This is a genomic window from Sorangium sp. So ce327, from assembly GCF_051530205.1.
In the GTDB taxonomy this organism is placed as follows: domain Bacteria; phylum Myxococcota_A; class Polyangia; order Polyangiales; family Polyangiaceae; genus Sorangium; species Sorangium cellulosum_B.
The window spans coordinates 10,423,214-10,439,259 of record NZ_CP150330.1 but is presented as its reverse complement, the minus strand read 5'-3'; the positions used below and the strand labels follow the sequence as shown (position 1 = coordinate 10,439,259).

General features: G+C 71.5%; 10 protein-coding genes. 5 read left to right on the top strand and 5 right to left on the bottom strand.

Annotation, left to right across the window (positions count from 1 at the left end; all coding sequences use genetic code 11):
• Positions 1-278: 278 nt before the first annotated feature.
• Both WME95_RS39080 and WME95_RS39075 read left to right on the top strand, forming a co-directional pair.
• Positions 279-701, top strand: a complete 423-nt coding sequence (locus WME95_RS39080) for a hypothetical protein (protein ID WP_437904418.1) — start codon at positions 279-281, stop codon at positions 699-701.
• A 506-nt stretch (positions 702-1,207) separates the two neighbouring features.
• On the top strand, positions 1,208-2,335 hold the full coding sequence (locus WME95_RS39075) for a DUF4419 domain-containing protein (protein WP_437904417.1): 1,128 nt from the start codon (positions 1,208-1,210) through the stop codon (positions 2,333-2,335).
• Between the two features lie 32 nt (positions 2,336-2,367).
• Here WME95_RS39075 and WME95_RS39070 read toward each other — a convergent pair whose 3' ends face one another.
• Positions 2,368-4,713: an AAA family ATPase gene (locus WME95_RS39070; protein ID WP_437904416.1), complete on the bottom strand. Its 2,346-nt coding sequence runs from the start codon at positions 4,711-4,713 to the stop codon at positions 2,368-2,370.
• 461 nt (positions 4,714-5,174) lie between these two features.
• On the opposite strand from WME95_RS39070, the gene WME95_RS39065 reads away from it, so the two are divergent.
• A complete protein-coding gene (locus WME95_RS39065) occupies positions 5,175-6,896 on the top strand; it encodes a hypothetical protein (protein ID WP_437904415.1) in 1,722 nt (573 codons plus the stop codon).
• Positions 6,897-6,960: 64 nt separating this feature from the next.
• On the opposite strand, the gene WME95_RS39060 is transcribed toward WME95_RS39065, so the two are convergent.
• Positions 6,961-7,506, bottom strand: a complete 546-nt coding sequence (locus WME95_RS39060) for a hypothetical protein (RefSeq protein WP_437545026.1) — start codon at positions 7,504-7,506, stop codon at positions 6,961-6,963.
• A gap of 256 nt (positions 7,507-7,762) precedes the next feature.
• On the opposite strand from WME95_RS39060, the gene WME95_RS39055 reads away from it, so the two are divergent.
• Positions 7,763-10,273: a PAS domain-containing protein gene (locus tag WME95_RS39055; RefSeq protein WP_437904414.1), complete on the top strand. Its 2,511-nt coding sequence runs from the start codon at positions 7,763-7,765 to the stop codon at positions 10,271-10,273.
• A 22-nt stretch (positions 10,274-10,295) separates the two neighbouring features.
• Here the strand turns inward: WME95_RS39055 and argF are convergent, their stop codons facing one another.
• The 3 genes from argF to WME95_RS39040 all read right to left on the bottom strand — a co-directional run bounded on the left by argF (position 10,296) and on the right by WME95_RS39040 (position 13,674).
• On the bottom strand, positions 10,296-11,231 hold the full coding sequence (gene argF / locus WME95_RS39050) for an ornithine carbamoyltransferase (RefSeq protein ID WP_437904413.1): 936 nt from the start codon (positions 11,229-11,231) through the stop codon (positions 10,296-10,298).
• Between the two features lie 144 nt (positions 11,232-11,375).
• Positions 11,376-12,395, bottom strand: coding sequence for an RNA 3'-terminal phosphate cyclase (gene rtcA / locus WME95_RS39045; RefSeq protein WP_437904412.1), 1,020 nt, complete (start codon positions 12,393-12,395; stop codon positions 11,376-11,378).
• Between the two features lie 52 nt (positions 12,396-12,447).
• Positions 12,448-13,674: an RtcB family protein gene (locus tag WME95_RS39040; RefSeq protein WP_437904411.1), complete on the bottom strand. Its 1,227-nt coding sequence runs from the start codon at positions 13,672-13,674 to the stop codon at positions 12,448-12,450.
• A 131-nt stretch (positions 13,675-13,805) separates the two neighbouring features.
• On the opposite strand from WME95_RS39040, the gene rtcR reads away from it, so the two are divergent.
• A complete protein-coding gene (rtcR, locus tag WME95_RS39035) occupies positions 13,806-15,458 on the top strand; it encodes an RNA repair transcriptional activator RtcR (protein ID WP_437904410.1) in 1,653 nt (550 codons plus the stop codon).
• Positions 15,459-16,046: the final 588 nt, after the last annotated feature.

Sequence of the window (16,046 nt, the reverse complement as noted above, 5' to 3'; positions counted from 1 at the left end):
CGGATCGAGGCCTGACGGTGGCCTCGGTGGTCTGTGGCTGTGTGGTCGAGCCGCCCTGGCCCTGAACTGGCTGGTTGGTAGGTTGGCTGGGGCTCTTGGGGAGGCTGCCATCGGTAGGAGCGGATCGAGGCCTGACGGTGGCCTCGGTGGTCCGAGGCTGTGTGGTCGAGCTGCCCTGGCCCTGAAATGGCTGGTTGGTAGGCTGGGTGGAGTCCTTGGGGAGGCCGCCATCGGAAGGAGCGGATCGAGGCCTGACCGGATCCTGCAGGTTCCCGGCGTTGGAGACCGGTTGCCTTGGCGTCGCGGTGGGTGAGCTTGGTGCGCTGGTGGGTGCTCGGCCGACATTGGCGCTATTGTTGCCGGTCGTCGTGCTCCCGACATGGCTCCCTGACGGACTGTGCGGCGCGGCCGTCGTCGTCGTCGGGCCGGGCGAGCTCGGTTTGCTCGTGCTCTTCCGCGTGACGGGATCCCAGCCGGAGAAGGGGTCTGGCTTCGGGGTCGGGCTGGGAGCCGCGGCCTGGTTCACGGCGCTGGGCGCGGCCGTGCTGCTGGACGTGCTGCCGCCGTCGGTCAGGGGATGCGCGAAATTGCCCGCGCTCTTTACCTGGGCGCGCAGCCCCGAGCGGACACCTGTGGCTTTCGACGGCGAAGGCGAACGGCTGCGCGAGGAGCTGCGCGAGGAGGGCATGCGCCATGAATGACGCGAAACTCATGCGCTGCCAAGCGCCTCGCTCCTCGCCTGGAGGCGGGATATGCGGTGCCATGTCACCCTGCTCGGCCAGCAGCGATCTCTCCGGATCCGCCTTGTGGACCGGGAGATGCCCGCACCTTCGCGCCATCGTGGCGGTCCCCTGGGACCGAATCCGCGCATGCATCCAGGGCGACGTGGCGACAAGCATCGCGATTGCGGTCGGTCCGCCGAGCAGGTAACCTGGAGCTCTGATTGCACGCACGGGTGTGTCAGTTTTTCTGGAATGTTCCGCTGTGGGTGAGCGCTCGCTGTCTCTCCGCTCACGCATCTGACGCACGGCCGTGCGTCGGCGCGCCCGACGAGGTCGAGGTGCTGCCGAGGCGATTCCAAGGTTGAGCCCGCTGCGCGGCTGCCGCCGGCGCGAGTTGTCTCGCGCGGCGCGCTTGTGTACGAGGTTCTATCTACGGCAGCGCTGGCCCATGAAGCCGTTGCGCAGGGCCAGGAGGACGAGGAGCCATGAGCGTCACGACGATCGACGTTGCCGGGGTCGCGCCTTCGACGGCGCCCTTGCCTGCGTTCGACGAAGAAGCTTCGGTGCAGAGCCTGCTCGTCTCGCCGATCGAGGCCGCCTACCGCCATCGCCTGCCGCTCGTCGGGTGCACGGACGTACATCCGCTCGTCCAGGCAGCGTACATGGCCTTCACCCAGCGCTATCCGCTCGTGCTCTCGCCCGACGTGATATGGCTCTGCCTGGCGCGCGGGCTCACGCTCCACATCGCCTCGAACGAGGTGCAGCGGCGCAAGTTCATCCGGGAGGACCGCGATTTCGAGCTGACGCTCGACCGGCCTGATTTCACGCTCGGCCAGGTGAACCCGTGGCCCATCACGTTCTCGGAGCTCTCCGCCCAGACCGCAGCGCAGGTCGGCGAGCTAAGGGAGCTCCTGGCAGCCGCCTTCTCGACGACAGGGCCGGTCGAGCGGGTGGCCTCGGAGCTCACGGTGACAACCCCGCTCGCGCCGCATTTCGAGTGGGAGCCGCCGTTCCCGGCCGACATGGTGTTTCCGACACCCGGAATCCCGCGCATCTACCTGATGGGTACGGCGGATGACTGGCGCTCTGTGCGGCAGCGCGCGGAAGCGTTCGGACCGGTCGGCGCGGAGCGCTGGACCCGCGCGCTCCTGCCCGTGCTGGACCAGATCGTCGCCTCGGCGGAGGGGCGAAAGCCCCCGGATCCGGCGTTCTGGCGCGCCTTCTTCCGGTACGAGAACGCGGCGGACGAGCTCACCGGCTGGATTCACGTGCTCTTCCCCTACCTCCGCGCGTGGCCCGCAGATCACTTCGTCCCGAATACACACCTCGACGACTGGCTCGAGCGGTGGACGGCGGCGGATGCTCGGCGCAACCCGCTCTTGGCGCTGGCGGAGCCGCAGGGGCCGGGGTTGGCTCGGCTCCCGCCGGCGCTGGCGAGCGCGCCGCTGCGGCTCGTCGACGCGCACCGCCAGGAGCACGCCCTGGAGCTCATCAGCGGGCTCATCGGCGTCACACAGGACCCGCACTCGCTCGCGCTCATCCCGGAGTTCGTCTGGGCCATCTTGCACGAGGAGCCCGGGGCCGCGCCCGACGAGCCCATCGAAGCGGGCTGAGCGCCGGCCGACCGCCGCTCCCCCCCCTTCGTCTACCCGAACCGCACCTCGAGCCCCGCGCCCCCGCTCGCCACCACGACCTCTCGATCCCTGCACCCCGGATCCTCCGCCATGCGCGCCGCGATCGGCGTGATCACCCGCTCCTCGATCACCCGCTTCAGCGGCCGCGCCCCGCGCCTCGGATCGAACCCCGCCTCGGCCAGAAAGGAGCGCGCCTCGGGCAGCACACGGAGCCTCAGGTTGCGCCGCACGAGCCCGGTGCGCGCCTCGGCCTTGGCGAGCTCGAGATCGACGATCCTGAGCACGCTGTCCCGCCCGAGGCCCCTGAACTGCACGACGTGATCGATGCGGTTCACGAACTCCGGCCGGAAGTGCTCGCGCACGCCCGCCGGCGCCGCGCGCCGCGCGCCCGGGGGCAGGGCGCGCTCGTCGTCGCCGCCGAAGCCGACAGGCGCCCGGTCGGCGACGCCGAGGTTCGAGGTCATCACGATGAGCACCATCCGGAAATCGACGTGGCGCCCGTCCTCGTCCGTCAGCCGCCCCTCGCCCAGGATCGCGAGCAAGAGGTCGAACACCTCGCGGTGCGCCTTCTCGATCTCGTCGAGCAGCACGAGCGACAGCGGCTCCTGCCGCACGCGCTGCGCCAGCGTCGTCGCGTCCGGCCCCGCCGCGAGCAGGCGCGCCGACGAGCCCGGGAGCCTGTACTCGCTCATGTCGAGCCGGATCATCCGCCCCTCGTCGCCGAACATCGACCGCGTGAGCTCCTTCGCGAGCTCCGTCTTGCCCACGCCGGTCGGGCCGACGAACAGCAGCGTGCCGCACGGGCGCTCGGGGTCGTTCATCCCGGCCTTGAAGCGCGCCAGCACCCGCGCCGCCGTGTCGCACGCCTCGTCCTGCCCGATCACGCGCCGCTTCAGCCCGCGCGCGATCGTCTCGGCGCTCGCGGGGATCTCGTCGGCGATGAGCTCGATCGGCAGCCCCGAATGGCGCGCGTAGGCCTCGGACACGTCCCGCGGGTACAGCACGCGCGAAGGCGCCGCTCCGGCCGCCTCCGCCTCCGCGCCGGCCCGCGCGCCGGCCTCCTGTGCGAGCCAGTCGAAGAAGCGGAACGCCTTGCCGGGGAAGAGCACGTCGCGCCGGAACATCGCGAGGTGCTGCACCAGCCGCTTCTTGCCCGCCGGGTGCAGCCGGACGCGCGTGTCTTTCCGCGCCTCGTACTCCGCGAGCAGCGCCGGCACCGCGGCCGCGTCCGGCTCGCGCAGCCGGACGATCTGGAAGCACGCCACGAGCGAGGCCGCGCGGCGCTGGCACGCCTCGAGCTCCGGCTCGGTGCACTCCGCGATGAGGCTCACCTCTCCCGTGCGGAGCGCCGGCAGGAACACGTCGCCGATCGACGCGCCGTCCGGCTGCGGCCGCAGCAGGGGCAGGAGCGCGCCGACGTGGAGCAGATCCCCCTCGTGCGACAGCTCGCCCACGAGCTTCAGGCACCTCGCCTGCCACATGCCGAGGTACTTCATCCCGGCGAGCAGCCTGTCGGCCGACGTGCTGAACAGGCCCGGCGAGCCCGCGCGCGCCTTGTCCCTTCGCCACGCCGCGAACCGCCGCGCCAGCCGGTGGACCCAGGTCGTCTTGCCGACGCCCGGGCCGCCCACCAGCAGGATCGACGGCATCGACGTGGCGCGCGCGCCGTGCGCGGCGCGCGCCGCGTCGAACAGCGGCAGCGCCTGCTCCAGCTCCTCGGACTCGCCCACCGCGAGCGGCAGCCGCTGGCGCGCGGCCTTCTCGACGAGATCCTCGGAGACGGCGTGCAGCGTGGGGCGCTCGTCCTCCGGGCGCCGAGCGCTCCGCCCGGCGCGCTCCATCCGGCGCGGCGACCACGGGCGCACGTACTCGTCTCCCTCCCGGCGAAAATCGAAGAGCGACCGCGGGGACTCGCCGAGCAGCGCGCTCGTGACGAGCTGGCGGAGCACGTCGGGCGCGATCGAGAGATCCTCGAGGACCACGGACCAGCCGAAGCGGGGGAGCATCACGCGGACGCCGCCCTCGGCGAGCTTGCTCGCGAGGTACGTGAGCCGCAGCGGGATCTGGCGCCGGCCGACGACGGCCGTCCGCTTGACCGTGGTCTGCGGGTGGACGTCGACGTCCAGCGAGCGGACCTCGAACGACTCGTCCCACAGGTAGCGATCGAGATCGTCCTCGTCCGTGGCGAGCCTCGCGTGGAGCTCGACCTCGATCGCGCGCAGCACCTCGTCCTCGGAGGCGCCATAGGCGGACGGCGCCGGCCGATCGAAGAGGAATGCCCACGTGCGCAGGAGGATGCCGGTGAAGCGGCCGTCGTGGTGGGCGATGAAATAGACGCGGAGCGATTTCTTGGTCATACGGTGGCGGTGGAAACGCGCAGCCTGACCGCGCGAGCCTACCACACCCGGGCAACACCCCGCGCCGGGAGCGTCTCTGCGTTGCTCGGCCGCGCTGCTGGTTGTTTCATTGCGCGCGCCGTCGGTTCATTGCTCCCCTCTTTCATTGCGCCATTGTGCCGATTCCGCCGCAGTCGTCCGCGCAGCGCCCGAGGAGGCCTGTCCCGGCGCGAGGTGGAGCGGCGCCGGAAACCGCTGACGGTCGACTCAACGTCAGATCAACTCCATGCGCCGTGGTGACGGCGTGCGTCAAAGCGGCCGCGCGCCGCGACGCAGGAACAACCGTGCTGCATAATTCTGGCGGTGTGGAGATGTGTAATCTCATCCACCCTGGTCTCCTCGGGAGGTGTAGAGTGGTGTTCATGCCGCAAACGCCTTATCTCACGACGCCTCGCCGCCGCGCGGCTCGAGCCGCGTTTTCCTTGTTCCTATCGCTTGCCCCGCTCGTGGGGGCCGTGCCCGCGAGCGCTGCTGTGACGCAGCTGGATGGCACGCGCCTGCCCACGGCGGTCAAGGAGGCCGAGCTTGGCCTCGTGAGGAGCCGGGGCTTCGAGGAGGACGCTGTCACGCTTGAAGGGCTCTTCATGCACCGGGACGAAGACATCGATCCGCTGGCCGACGCGAGCACGGAGCCAGGTGTCTTCTCGCCGCTCTGCGGGTTCTCGGGAGAGCTCGTGCTGCGCGGGGGCGGGTGCAAGGTCGCGTTCGGCTGGTACAACGCGACCGCGAGCGGCGTGCGCCCGCCGGACAACCAGATCTACGAGCTGATCCCCGCGGACACCTCAACGGCGTTCGACTGCGACGACGACGACTTCTGCCCGCTGGCCACGATGGAGACCACCCAGACGGGGCAGCACGGCTGGACGCCGCGGCAGTTCTCGGCGGCGGACATCCGGAGCGATCGGCGGTACCAGGGCGGCCTGGTCGGCTTCGCGCTGATCGGCAAGGCGGGCACGTACTGCACCCAGACGAAGTTCTCGCAGCGCGAGCTGAACACCGTCTGCACGAGCTGCACGCCGAACGCGCCGTGGGTGACGACGCTGATCTACACGTCGACCGCCGAGCCCGACGCGTTCTATGTCGCCTTCGAGGACCTGCCCGTGACCGCGACGAGCTGGAAGGGGAACCAGGGCGGGTACGAGAACGACGGCGATTTCAACGACTTCGTCTACTACATCACGGGCGTGACCTGCAAAGGCGGCGGCGAGGTCTGCGACACGGGCCTGCAGGGCGCGTGCGCCGTGGGCAGGACGGGCTGCGCGACCGAGGGCGAGGTCGAGTGTCTGCCCGTGCTCGAGCCCGGCGAGCAGAAAGAGACCTGCGACAACATCGACAACGACTGCGACGGCGAGGTCGATAACGGCGAGGGGCTCTGCAACGAGGGCTTCGTGTGCAACCGCGGGTCGTGCGTGCCGTACTGCGGGCGCGGCGAGGTGGTCTGCGACCTCGGCCTCGTCTGCAACGACGACGGCTTCTGCGTGGAGCCGGCGTGCGTCGACAAGGAGTGCACAGGCGGCCAGATCTGCGTCGGCGGCAACTGCGTGGGCGGGTGTGACGGCGTCGTCTGCCCCGCGAACCAGGAGTGCCAGCTCGGGCGGTGCGTGGATCTCTGCGCCCACATCGAGTGCGAGGAGGGCGCGGTCTGCGAGCGCGGCATCTGCCAGTCCAACTGCGGGTGCCGCACCTGCCCCGCCGGCAAGGTGTGCGCGCCGCAAGACGGTCGCTGCGTCGACGCCGGCTGCGAGGGGAAGACGTGCGCCGAGGGGCAGGTCTGCGTCGCCGGGAGCTGCGCCGACGCGTGCGCGGGCGCCGTCTGCCCCGGCAACGCCCCGTGCGTCAACGGGGTCTGCGGCGAGCCGGTGGTCCACGGCGGCGCCGCCTCCGCCGCGAGCGGGTCGAGCGGACCCGACGTGGGGCTCGACGATCCGGTGGATCTGACGACCGGCTCCGGCTCCGGTCCCGGCTCCGGCTCCGGCGGCGCGAGCGGCGGCGGCACGGGCGGCAACAAGCCTGACGCGTCCTGCGCGTGCCGCGCGGGCGCGACCTCGGAGGCCTCGCCGGCCAGGGTCGGCCTGCTCGGGCTCGGTCTCCTGCTGCTCGCCGGCCGCAGGCGCCGCGCGCGCCGCGCCGCGAGCCGCCCGTAGGCCTCGCCCTGGGGCGCGCCGCGGGCCGTCCGCGAGCCGCGCCCTGGCCCGCCGCGCGCCCGGGTCACCCCGCGGAGCGCGCGGCCATCGCCGCGACGAGGCCCCCCACGATGGCCGCCAGGACCCACGCGAGGCGCGCGCCGAACGGCGACGCGGCCGCGGCGCCGGCGGGGAGCGGGAACACCACCGACCGCACCCGCCGCGACTCCGCGTCGACGAGGAGCACGCCGTCGACGTCGAACGCGACGCGGTACTCGAGCAGCTGCCGCCGCGTCGCGGGCGTGTCGATGCGCGGCGCGAGCCGGCCCGTCTTCACCTCGGCGACATACCGCCTGGGACCGTGCGCCACGAGGTAGTCGGCGCGGAGCCCGACGCTGACCGGCTCGCCGTCGATCTGGACTCCGTACGAGACCGCGACCTGCCGGCCGACGATGGTGTAGCCGAGCTCGCGGAGGAGCGCCTCGGCGCGGACCTCTCCCGCGGCGCCCTGCTCCCGGCACCGCGAGAGCCGGCGCCGCTGCCATGCGCGCCTCCACGCGAGCCGGAGCGTCTGGACCAGCCCGAAGGCGAGCGCCGCGCCGGCCACGGCCAGGAGGAGCTCGGGCGGCATGTCGCGGAAATCCACGCTGCGCGGGTTTGCTCAGGAATCGGGATACCGGGCCAAGTTTTCTGCGCCGGATCGCCTGCGGCTTGGCTGGCGCGCATGTCCACGCGCTCCTATGACTGGGCCGCAAGAGGCATACCGCCTGCTCGTGCTCTGGTGTGGTGGCGCCGTGTTCCAAGAGCGTGCCCGGCTGATCTGGTCAGGGATGTACACCCATCGTCCGCGAGAGCACCCTCCTGCTGGATCCGAGGGTCGTCTGCCTGTGATCGAACACGAGGAGAGGCACCGTTCGCACATCCGCGCGCTGACCGAGGCCAGCCGCGCGCTCGCGTCGGCGTGTTCGGCGCCCGCGATTCACGAGATCGTCCTCTCCGCTGCGGCGCGCCTGAGCGGCTCCGGCAGGGCCGTCCTGATCCTGGACGACGAGGACGGCCGTCCGGTCGTGCGAGCGGCGCTGGGGCTCGATCCGGCGCTGCTCGCCGAGCTCCGCGGCCGCCCGCTCCCGAGCGCTGACGACGGGATGGCGCGAGCGCTGGACGGGGCGGCCCACGTCGCCGCCGCGCCGCTCATCGTCAGCGGCCGTGTCTCTGGCGTGCTCGCGGCCGAGCGGGGCGCCCCGGCCTCCGGCGAGGAGGCCTGGCTGATCGAGGCGCTCGCCGATCAGGCCGCGGTCGCGCTCGCAGGCCTCGCCGATGGCGCCGAGCAGGCTGGCGCCCGGGAGCAGCGCGCGCGCTGGGAGGCGGACGTACAGGACGAGCGCTATCGCCTCCTCGGTCGAGCGATCAAGGACCCGATCTGGGACTGGGATATCCGGACAGACCGGGTCGAGCGCAACGCGACGTTTTACGAGGTCTTCCGCTACACGCCCGAGCAGACGGACTCGACCGGCGCGTGGTGGGTGGACCGCGTGCTGCCCGAGGATCGCGACCGCATTGCGCGCGCGCTCGAGGAGCTCATCCACGGGAACGCCGACAGCTGGTCGGCGCAGTACCGCGTCTACCGCGGCGACGGCTCCGTCGCCCGGGTGTTCGATCGCAGCGCGATGCTCCGCGACGCGGATGGCAAGGCGATCCGCATGGTCGGCGCGACGGTCGACCTGACCGAGCGGTTCCGGATCGAGAGCGCGCTCCAGGACCGGGAGGATCGGCTCCGGCTGGCCACGTGGGCGGCGGACGTGGGCACGTGGCGGGTCGACCTGGAGACGAACTACGACACGAGGGACGCGAGCCTGAACCGCATCCTGGGCCTGGACGAGCGCGAGACGACGCAGCCCATCAGCGACTGGCTGAGCCGGGTCCACCCGGAGGATGTCGACGCGGTGACCGCCATGACGGAGAAGAGCGTCCACGAGCGGTGCATCTACGACATCATCCACCGCGTCGTCCGCGCCGACGGGTCGATCCGGTGGGTCCACGATCGCGGGCGCATCGTCGCCGATCGGGACGGCTCCCCGCTGTTCCTGACGGGCGCCGTCGTCGACATCACCGAGCTGAAGCAGCTCGAGCACGAGCGCACGGAGCTGCTCCGCCGCGAGCAGCAGGCGCTCGCCCAGTCGGAGAAGGACCGCATCCGGGCCGAGGACGCGAACCGCATGAAGGACGAGTTCCTCGCGACGGTCTCCCACGAGCTGCGGACGCCGCTCACGGCGATCCTGGGCTGGGCGCGGCTGATCAAGGACAAGGGCCTCGCCCCGGAGCGCGTCAAGCAGGGCATGGCGTCGATCGAGCGCAACGCCCACGCGCAGGCGCAGATCGTCGACGATATCCTGACGGTCTCCCGGATCATCACGGGCAAGCTGCGGCTCCGCACGATCGCCGTGGATCTCGCGGCGGTCATCGAGGCCGCCGTGGACACCATCACGCCGACGGCGAAGGCGAAGGAGATCGAGATCCGCGTCGAGCCGGGCGAGGGGCTCAGCCACGTGTGCGGCGACCCGGATCGCCTCCAGCAGGTCATGTGGAACCTGCTCTCCAACGCGGTGAAATTCACCCCGAAGCGAGGGCTTGTCACCGTCCGGGTGGGGCGGAGCGACGCCCAGGTCGCGATCTCGGTCACGGACAACGGCAAGGGCATCGCCACGTCGTTCCTGCCGTATGTGTTCGACCGCTTCCGCCAGGGCGACTCCTCCCCGACGAGGGCTCACGGCGGGCTCGGCCTGGGGCTCGCGATCGTCCGCCACCTCGTCGAGCTGCACGGCGGCACGGTGGAGGCGGAGAGCCCGGGCGAGGGGGGAGGAGCGACGTTCACGGTGACGCTCCCCCTGCCCGTGGCCCCCTCCGCCGCGCACGAGGGGACGCCGTCCGCGCCGGGGCGCGCCCCGCTGCGGAGCGGGGAGCCATCGCCGCTCTTCGGCGTTCACGTCCTCGTCGTCGAGGATGAGCCGGACGCCCGGGAGATGATCGCGTTCTTGCTGGAGGGAGCGGGCGCGCGGGTCACAACGGCCGGCTCGGCGAGCGAGGCCATGAGCGTCCTGGATCGGCTGAGGCCCGATGTCCTGCTCAGCGACATCGGTATGCCGGGGGAGAGCGGTTATGCGCTGATCCACCAGCTCCGCGCGGCGGGCCGGGACGAGATCCGGCGTATCCCCGCCGTGGCCCTGACCGCCTATGCCCGGATCGAGGACCGGAGGAGGGCGCTGGCGGCCGGCTTCCAGAAGCACATCGCCAAGCCGATCGACCCTGCCGACCTGGTGCAGGTCGTCGCGGACCTCACGGGCCGCTCGGGCGGCGACGGGCCCCCCGCCCGCTCCCGGCGCGGCGCCCTCCTCGGTTGACCCCGCGCCGCACGCGGCCGCTCTAGGCGAGCTCGACGCCGAGCAGCCACAGCATCAGCGCCTTCTGCACGTGCAGCCGGTTCTCGGCCTGATCCCACACGCGCGAGCGCGGCCCTTCGAGCGTCTCGTCGTCGATCTCCTCGCCGCGGTGCGCCGGCAGGCAGTGCAGCACGATGGAGTGCTGCGCGGCCTTCGCCATCACCCTGGCGTCCACGGTCCAGCCGGCGAACGCGGCGCGGCGCTTCTCCGCCTCGGCCTCGTGTCCCATGCTCGCCCACACGTCCGTGTTCACCACGTCCGCGCCCGCCGCGCCCTCGCGCGGGTCGTGGGTGATCGTGACGTGGCCCGTCTTCCGCGCGCGCTCGACCTCGTCCGCGGGCGGCATGTACCCCTCGGGCCCGGCGAGCACGAGGTGGAAATCGAAGAGCTGCGCCGCCTCGAGCCACGAGCGCGCCATGTTGCTCGCGCAGTCGCCGAGGAACGCGATGCGCCGGCCGGCGATGCCGCTCCTGTCCCCGTTCGCCGCGAGCGCCTCCTGGATCGTGAAGACGTCGCTCAGCACCTGCACCGGGTGGCCGTCGTCCGAGAGCGCGTTGATCACCGGCACGCTCGCCTCCGCCATCTCGAGCAGGCGCGCGGTCGACGACGTGCGGAACGCGATCGCGTCGCAGTACCGGGCGAGCACGCGCGCCGTGTCGCGGATCGGCTCGCCGCGGGCGAGCTGGCTGCCCTGGGTGCTCAGCACGACCGGCTGGGCGCCGAGCTGCGCGATGCCGACCTCGAACGACACGCGCGTGCGCGTGCTCGCCTTCTCCAGGACGACCGCGATGGCCCGGCCGGCGAGCATCGTCGTGCGCCGCCCTTTCGGCTCCTCCTTCAGGCGAGCGGCGAGCCTGAGCACGCGGTGCGCTTCGGCCAGGGTCGTGTCCGTGATCTTGAGGTAATCGCGCTTCGCCATTGTCCCGCCTTCCGCGTCGCCGCCGTCCGGGCGCGCCGCCGCGCCGCGGGCAGCCCGCGACGCAGGGCGCGCCGTACGCCCGTCGTGATGTGGCACAACCGGGACGCCGACGTCAATCGGCCGTGGATCCGCCGTGGACCGCGCTCAGCGCCAGATCTCGATCTGCCACGCCGCGTCCGAGATCTGCGCGACCGACGCGCGGATCCCGAGGAGATCTCGGAGCAGCCCGAGGTGGGTCGTCGTGTGGGATGACGGGCGCACGGTCCGGAAGGCGCCGCGGCCCGCGAGGGCGATCGGCAAGAGCAGCTGATCGGCCAGGTGCTCACCCACGGGGACGCCCGCCGCGAGGTAGTCGCGCGCCTCCTCGGCCGCCTTGGTGGCGACGGACTCCGCGCGCACGCCCTTCACCCCGAACCCGGTGAAGACCTCGGTCACGTGCTCGCTCTCGACGGCGATGGTGAGCACGTTGCCCGGGCCGTTCCCGCCCTTCAGCACGCTGGGCTTGAAGCAGTCCGGCTCCCAGCCGAGCACCGCCGCCGCCGCGTCGAGCTCGCGCACCGCGATGGCGCCCGGGAGGTTCGACACCGTCGCGACCGCCCGCCGGCCGCGGATCTCCCCGCGCTCGAGGAGCTCGAGCGGCGCGAGCGCCGGCGCCGGCGCGATCGAGACGCGGGCCACCCCGCCGCCGGCCGGGTAGAAGCCGGGCGTCACGAGCGTCGCGGTGACGTCCGGCCCCATCCTCCGTACGAGCGGCAGGTAGGCGAGGTCCAGGAAGTCGAACGGCGGCGCCAGCGGGTTGTGCGTGCCGCCCTCGAGCGTGAGCGCCGACGGCGCGGGCGCGCGGAGCAGCGCCGGCAGGACGGTCTGCAGCACGAGCGTCGTGCTCCCCGCGCTCCCGACCTGGAACGTGTGCTCGCCGGGGACGATCGCGGTCGGTCGAAACACGATCTCCTGCGACCCGAGCGACGCGCCCGACACCTCGGCGCGGCCGATCTGAGCCGCGGCCCGGACCGAGGTCAGGTGTTGCCGCATCAGGCCCGGGCGCGCGCGGCCCTTGCGGATCGAGGTGATACGGACGGGCGTCTGCGTGATCAGCGAGAGGCCGAGCGTCGTGCGGAGGATCTGGCCCCCTCCCTCTCCGATGGATCCATCGATGGTCAGCATGGCGGTCGGCTCTCCCCTGGAACAGCGATATCACGGCGCCGGGGCGCGCGGCTCACCCCTTCACGCAGACGACCTGCCGCAGCGTGTGGACGATCTCGACGAGATCCTTCTGCGCCCGCATCACGTCGTCGATCGGCTTGTAGGCCGCCGGCGTCTCGTCGATCACGTCCTCGTCCTTGCGGCACTCGACGCCCGCGGTCGCGGCCTCGTGGTCCGCGACGGAGAAGCGGCGGCGCGCCTCGCCCCGCGACATGACGCGGCCCGCGCCGTGGCTCGAGCTGCAGAAGCTCTCCGCGTTGCCGAGCCCGCGGACGATGAACGAGCGCGCGCCCATGCTGCCCGGGATGATCCCGAGATCACCCGCCTGCGCGCGGACGGCGCCCTTGCGGGTCACGAGCACGTCCTTCCCGTAGTGGTGCTCGCGCGCCACGTAGTTGTGGTGGCAGTTCACCGCCTCCACCGTCGCGTCGAAGGGCGGCAGCTCGCCCGAGCCGCGGAGCGCCGCGATCACCTGCGCCATCATCAGCTCGCGGTTCACCGCCGCGAAGTCCTGCGCCCACGACACGGCCTGCATGTAGTCGTGGAAGTGCCTCGTCCCGTCCGGCAGGTACGCGAGGTCGGCGTCGGGCAGGTTGATGAAGAAGCGCCTCATCTCCTGCTTGGCGAGCTCGATGAAGTAGCTCCCGACCCGGTTGCCGACGCCGCGCGACCCGCTGTGCAGCATGACCCAGACGCGGTCCTCCTCGTCGAGGCAGAGCTCGATGAAGTGGTTGCCGGTCCCGAGCGTGCCGAGGTGCTCGATGGCGTAGCCGCGCCCGATGCGCGGGTGCTTCTCGACGATCTGCCGGTACCGCGGCTCGAGCTCGGCCCACGCCGCGACCTGGGCCGGGGGCGGCGAGCGCCACGCGCCGCGGTCGTTCTTCCCGCCGTTGTCGGTGCGGCCGTGCGGCACCGCGCCCTCGATGGCCGTCCGGAGCCCGCGCAGCGCGTCCGGCAGCTGCGACGCGGAGAGGCTCGTGCGCGCCGCCATCATCCCGCAGCCGATGTCGACGCCCACCGCCGCCGGGATGACCGCGCCGTGCGTCGCGACGACGCTCCCCACGGTCGCGCCGATGCCCTGGTGCGCGTCGGGCATCACGGCGATCCACTTGTGGATGAACGGCAGCGCGGCGAGGTTCTTGAGCTGCGCCTCCGCGGCGGTCTCGAACGGCACGCCGACCGTCCACGCCTTGATGGGCACGCCCGAGTCCGTGGGGATGACGTTGTAGCTTCGCTCCATGGCAAGATCTCCGGTGAGGGGTCGTTCTGCCTTCTGCGTATCGCACGGCGCGTGCCACTCGAAATCCAGGCGATCACGGGCCGCTGGCCCTGTGGATTAGACCTGTGTATAAAACGGTTAGAGAACATTCTATGACGCGCAAGACGACCGTGGTCCTCGGCATGCTGGGCCCGACGCTGGACACCGGGAAGACGGCGGAGCGCTGGTCGCGCTGGCGCCCGAGCGTGGCGCTGTGCCAGCACGAGGACCTGATCGTCGACCGGTTCGAGCTGCTCTACCAGCGCCGCTTCGAGGGCCTGGCCGAGACGGTGATGGGCGACGTGCGGCGCGCCTCGCCGGAGACGGACATCCGCGGTCACGTGGTCGAGGTGGACGATCCGTGGGACTTCGAGGCGGTGTACGGCGCGCTCCACGACTTCGCGAGGGCGTACCCGTTCGCGCCGGACCGGGAGGACTACCTCGTCCACATCACGACGGGCACGCACGTCGCGCAGATCTGCCTGTTCTTGCTCACGGAGTCGCGGTACTTCCCGGGTCGGCTCATCCAGACGTCGCCGCCGAAGCGCGACCGTGAGGAGCTCGCGGCCGGGTCGTTCACGATCATCGATCTCGACCTCTCGAAGTACGACCGCATCGCGTCGCGGTTCCAGAAGGAGCAGCGCGAGGGGGTGTCGTTCCTGAAGAGCGGTATCGAGACGCGCAACGCGGCGTACAACAAGCTGATCGAGCGGATCGAGCACGTGGCGATCGCGTCGCGCGCGCCCATCCTGCTGATGGGCCCGACGGGGGCGGGGAAGTCGCAGCTCGCGCGGAAGATCTACGACCTCAAGAAGGGGCGCCGGCAGGTGGGCGGCGACTTCGTGGATCTGAACTGCGCGACGATCCGCGGCGACGGGGCGATGTCGGCGCTGTTCGGGCACACGAAGGGGTCGTTCACGGGGGCGCTCCAGGACCGCCCGGGGCTCCTGCGCAAGGCGCACGAAGGGGTGCTGTTCCTCGATGAGATCGGCGAGCTGGGCGCCGACGAGCAGGCGATGCTGCTGCGGGCGATCGAGGAGAAGGCGTTCTTGCCGGTCGGCTCGGACAGGGAGGTGAGGAGCGAGTTCCAGCTGCTCGCCGGCACGAACCGGGATCTCGCGCTGGAGGTTCTGGCGGGGCGCTTCCGCGAGGATCTCCTGGCGAGGATCAACCTGTGGACCTTCCGGCTCCCGGGCCTCAGGGAGCGGGTCGAGGACATCGAGCCGAACCTCGATTACGAGCTCGACGCCTCGGCGCGGCTGCTCGGCGTGCGGATCACGATGAGCCGCGACGCGCGCGCGCGGTTCCTCGGGTTCGCGACGTCGCGAGAGGCGCTGTGGCCGGGCAACTTCCGGGACTTCAACGCGGCCGTGACGCGGATGGCGACGCTCGCGCCCGGGGGGAGGATCGGGGGGCCGATCGTGGAGGAGGAGATCGGGCGGCTGATGGAGGCCTGGCGGCGAGCGCCCGCGGCGGGCGGGCGAACGTTCGCCGGGGGCGGCGCGGCGGGGGAGGGGAGCGACGGGGACGATCTCGTTGTCGCGGCGCTCGGCGCGCGCCGGGCGGCGGCGCTCGACCCGTTCGACCGGGTGCAGCTGGCCGAGGTGCTGCGGGTGCTGAAGGGCGCGCGGTCGCTGTCGGAGGCGGGACGGGTGCTGTTCGCGGCGTCGCGGGCGAAGAAGAAGAGCGTCAACGACGCGGACCGGCTGCGGAAGTACCTGGCGCGGTTCGACATCGACTGGAGCGAGGTGGCGGGGGGCGCGTAGAGAGGGGTCTCCCTAGAACAGCGATCAGCTTGGAAACGCGAGAAATGAGACGCCAGGACGCCAGAAGACGCCCAAAGAAGCCAGAAGACGCCAAAAAACAATAAATCTTGGCGTCTTCTGGCGTCTCTTGGCGTCCCAACTTCTCGCTGTTTGCGTGCGGCTTCAACCCGTTTGTCGCTCCAGCACGGGGCCAGAACCGAGCCCTGGGCAACGATGTTGCGGCGACGAACCGTCGAGAGCCGCGCGCGACCAATGCGCGACGCTCCTGCGGGCCGTGACATGTCACGCCGCAGCCCGTGACATGTCATGGAGAATGCGCCTCACAGCGCGGCGGGCGGCTCGTCGTCCAGCGCGTGGAACGCGACGGATCGAGACTTTTCGCGCCCTCTGCGCCTGGCACATGGAGTGCTACGTGCCAGTCCGAGCGGCCGAGAAACAGCGTTTTCCACAGCGGCCTGTGCTCACGGGACGACAATGGCAAAACACGAGAACATCAATCTACCGGAGCGCACCAGGTTGTGTCCTTCTGCCGGTGGCAGAGGAAGGAGCACGACGAACGACGGTTCAAGGATCCAGGCGCGGCTCTCA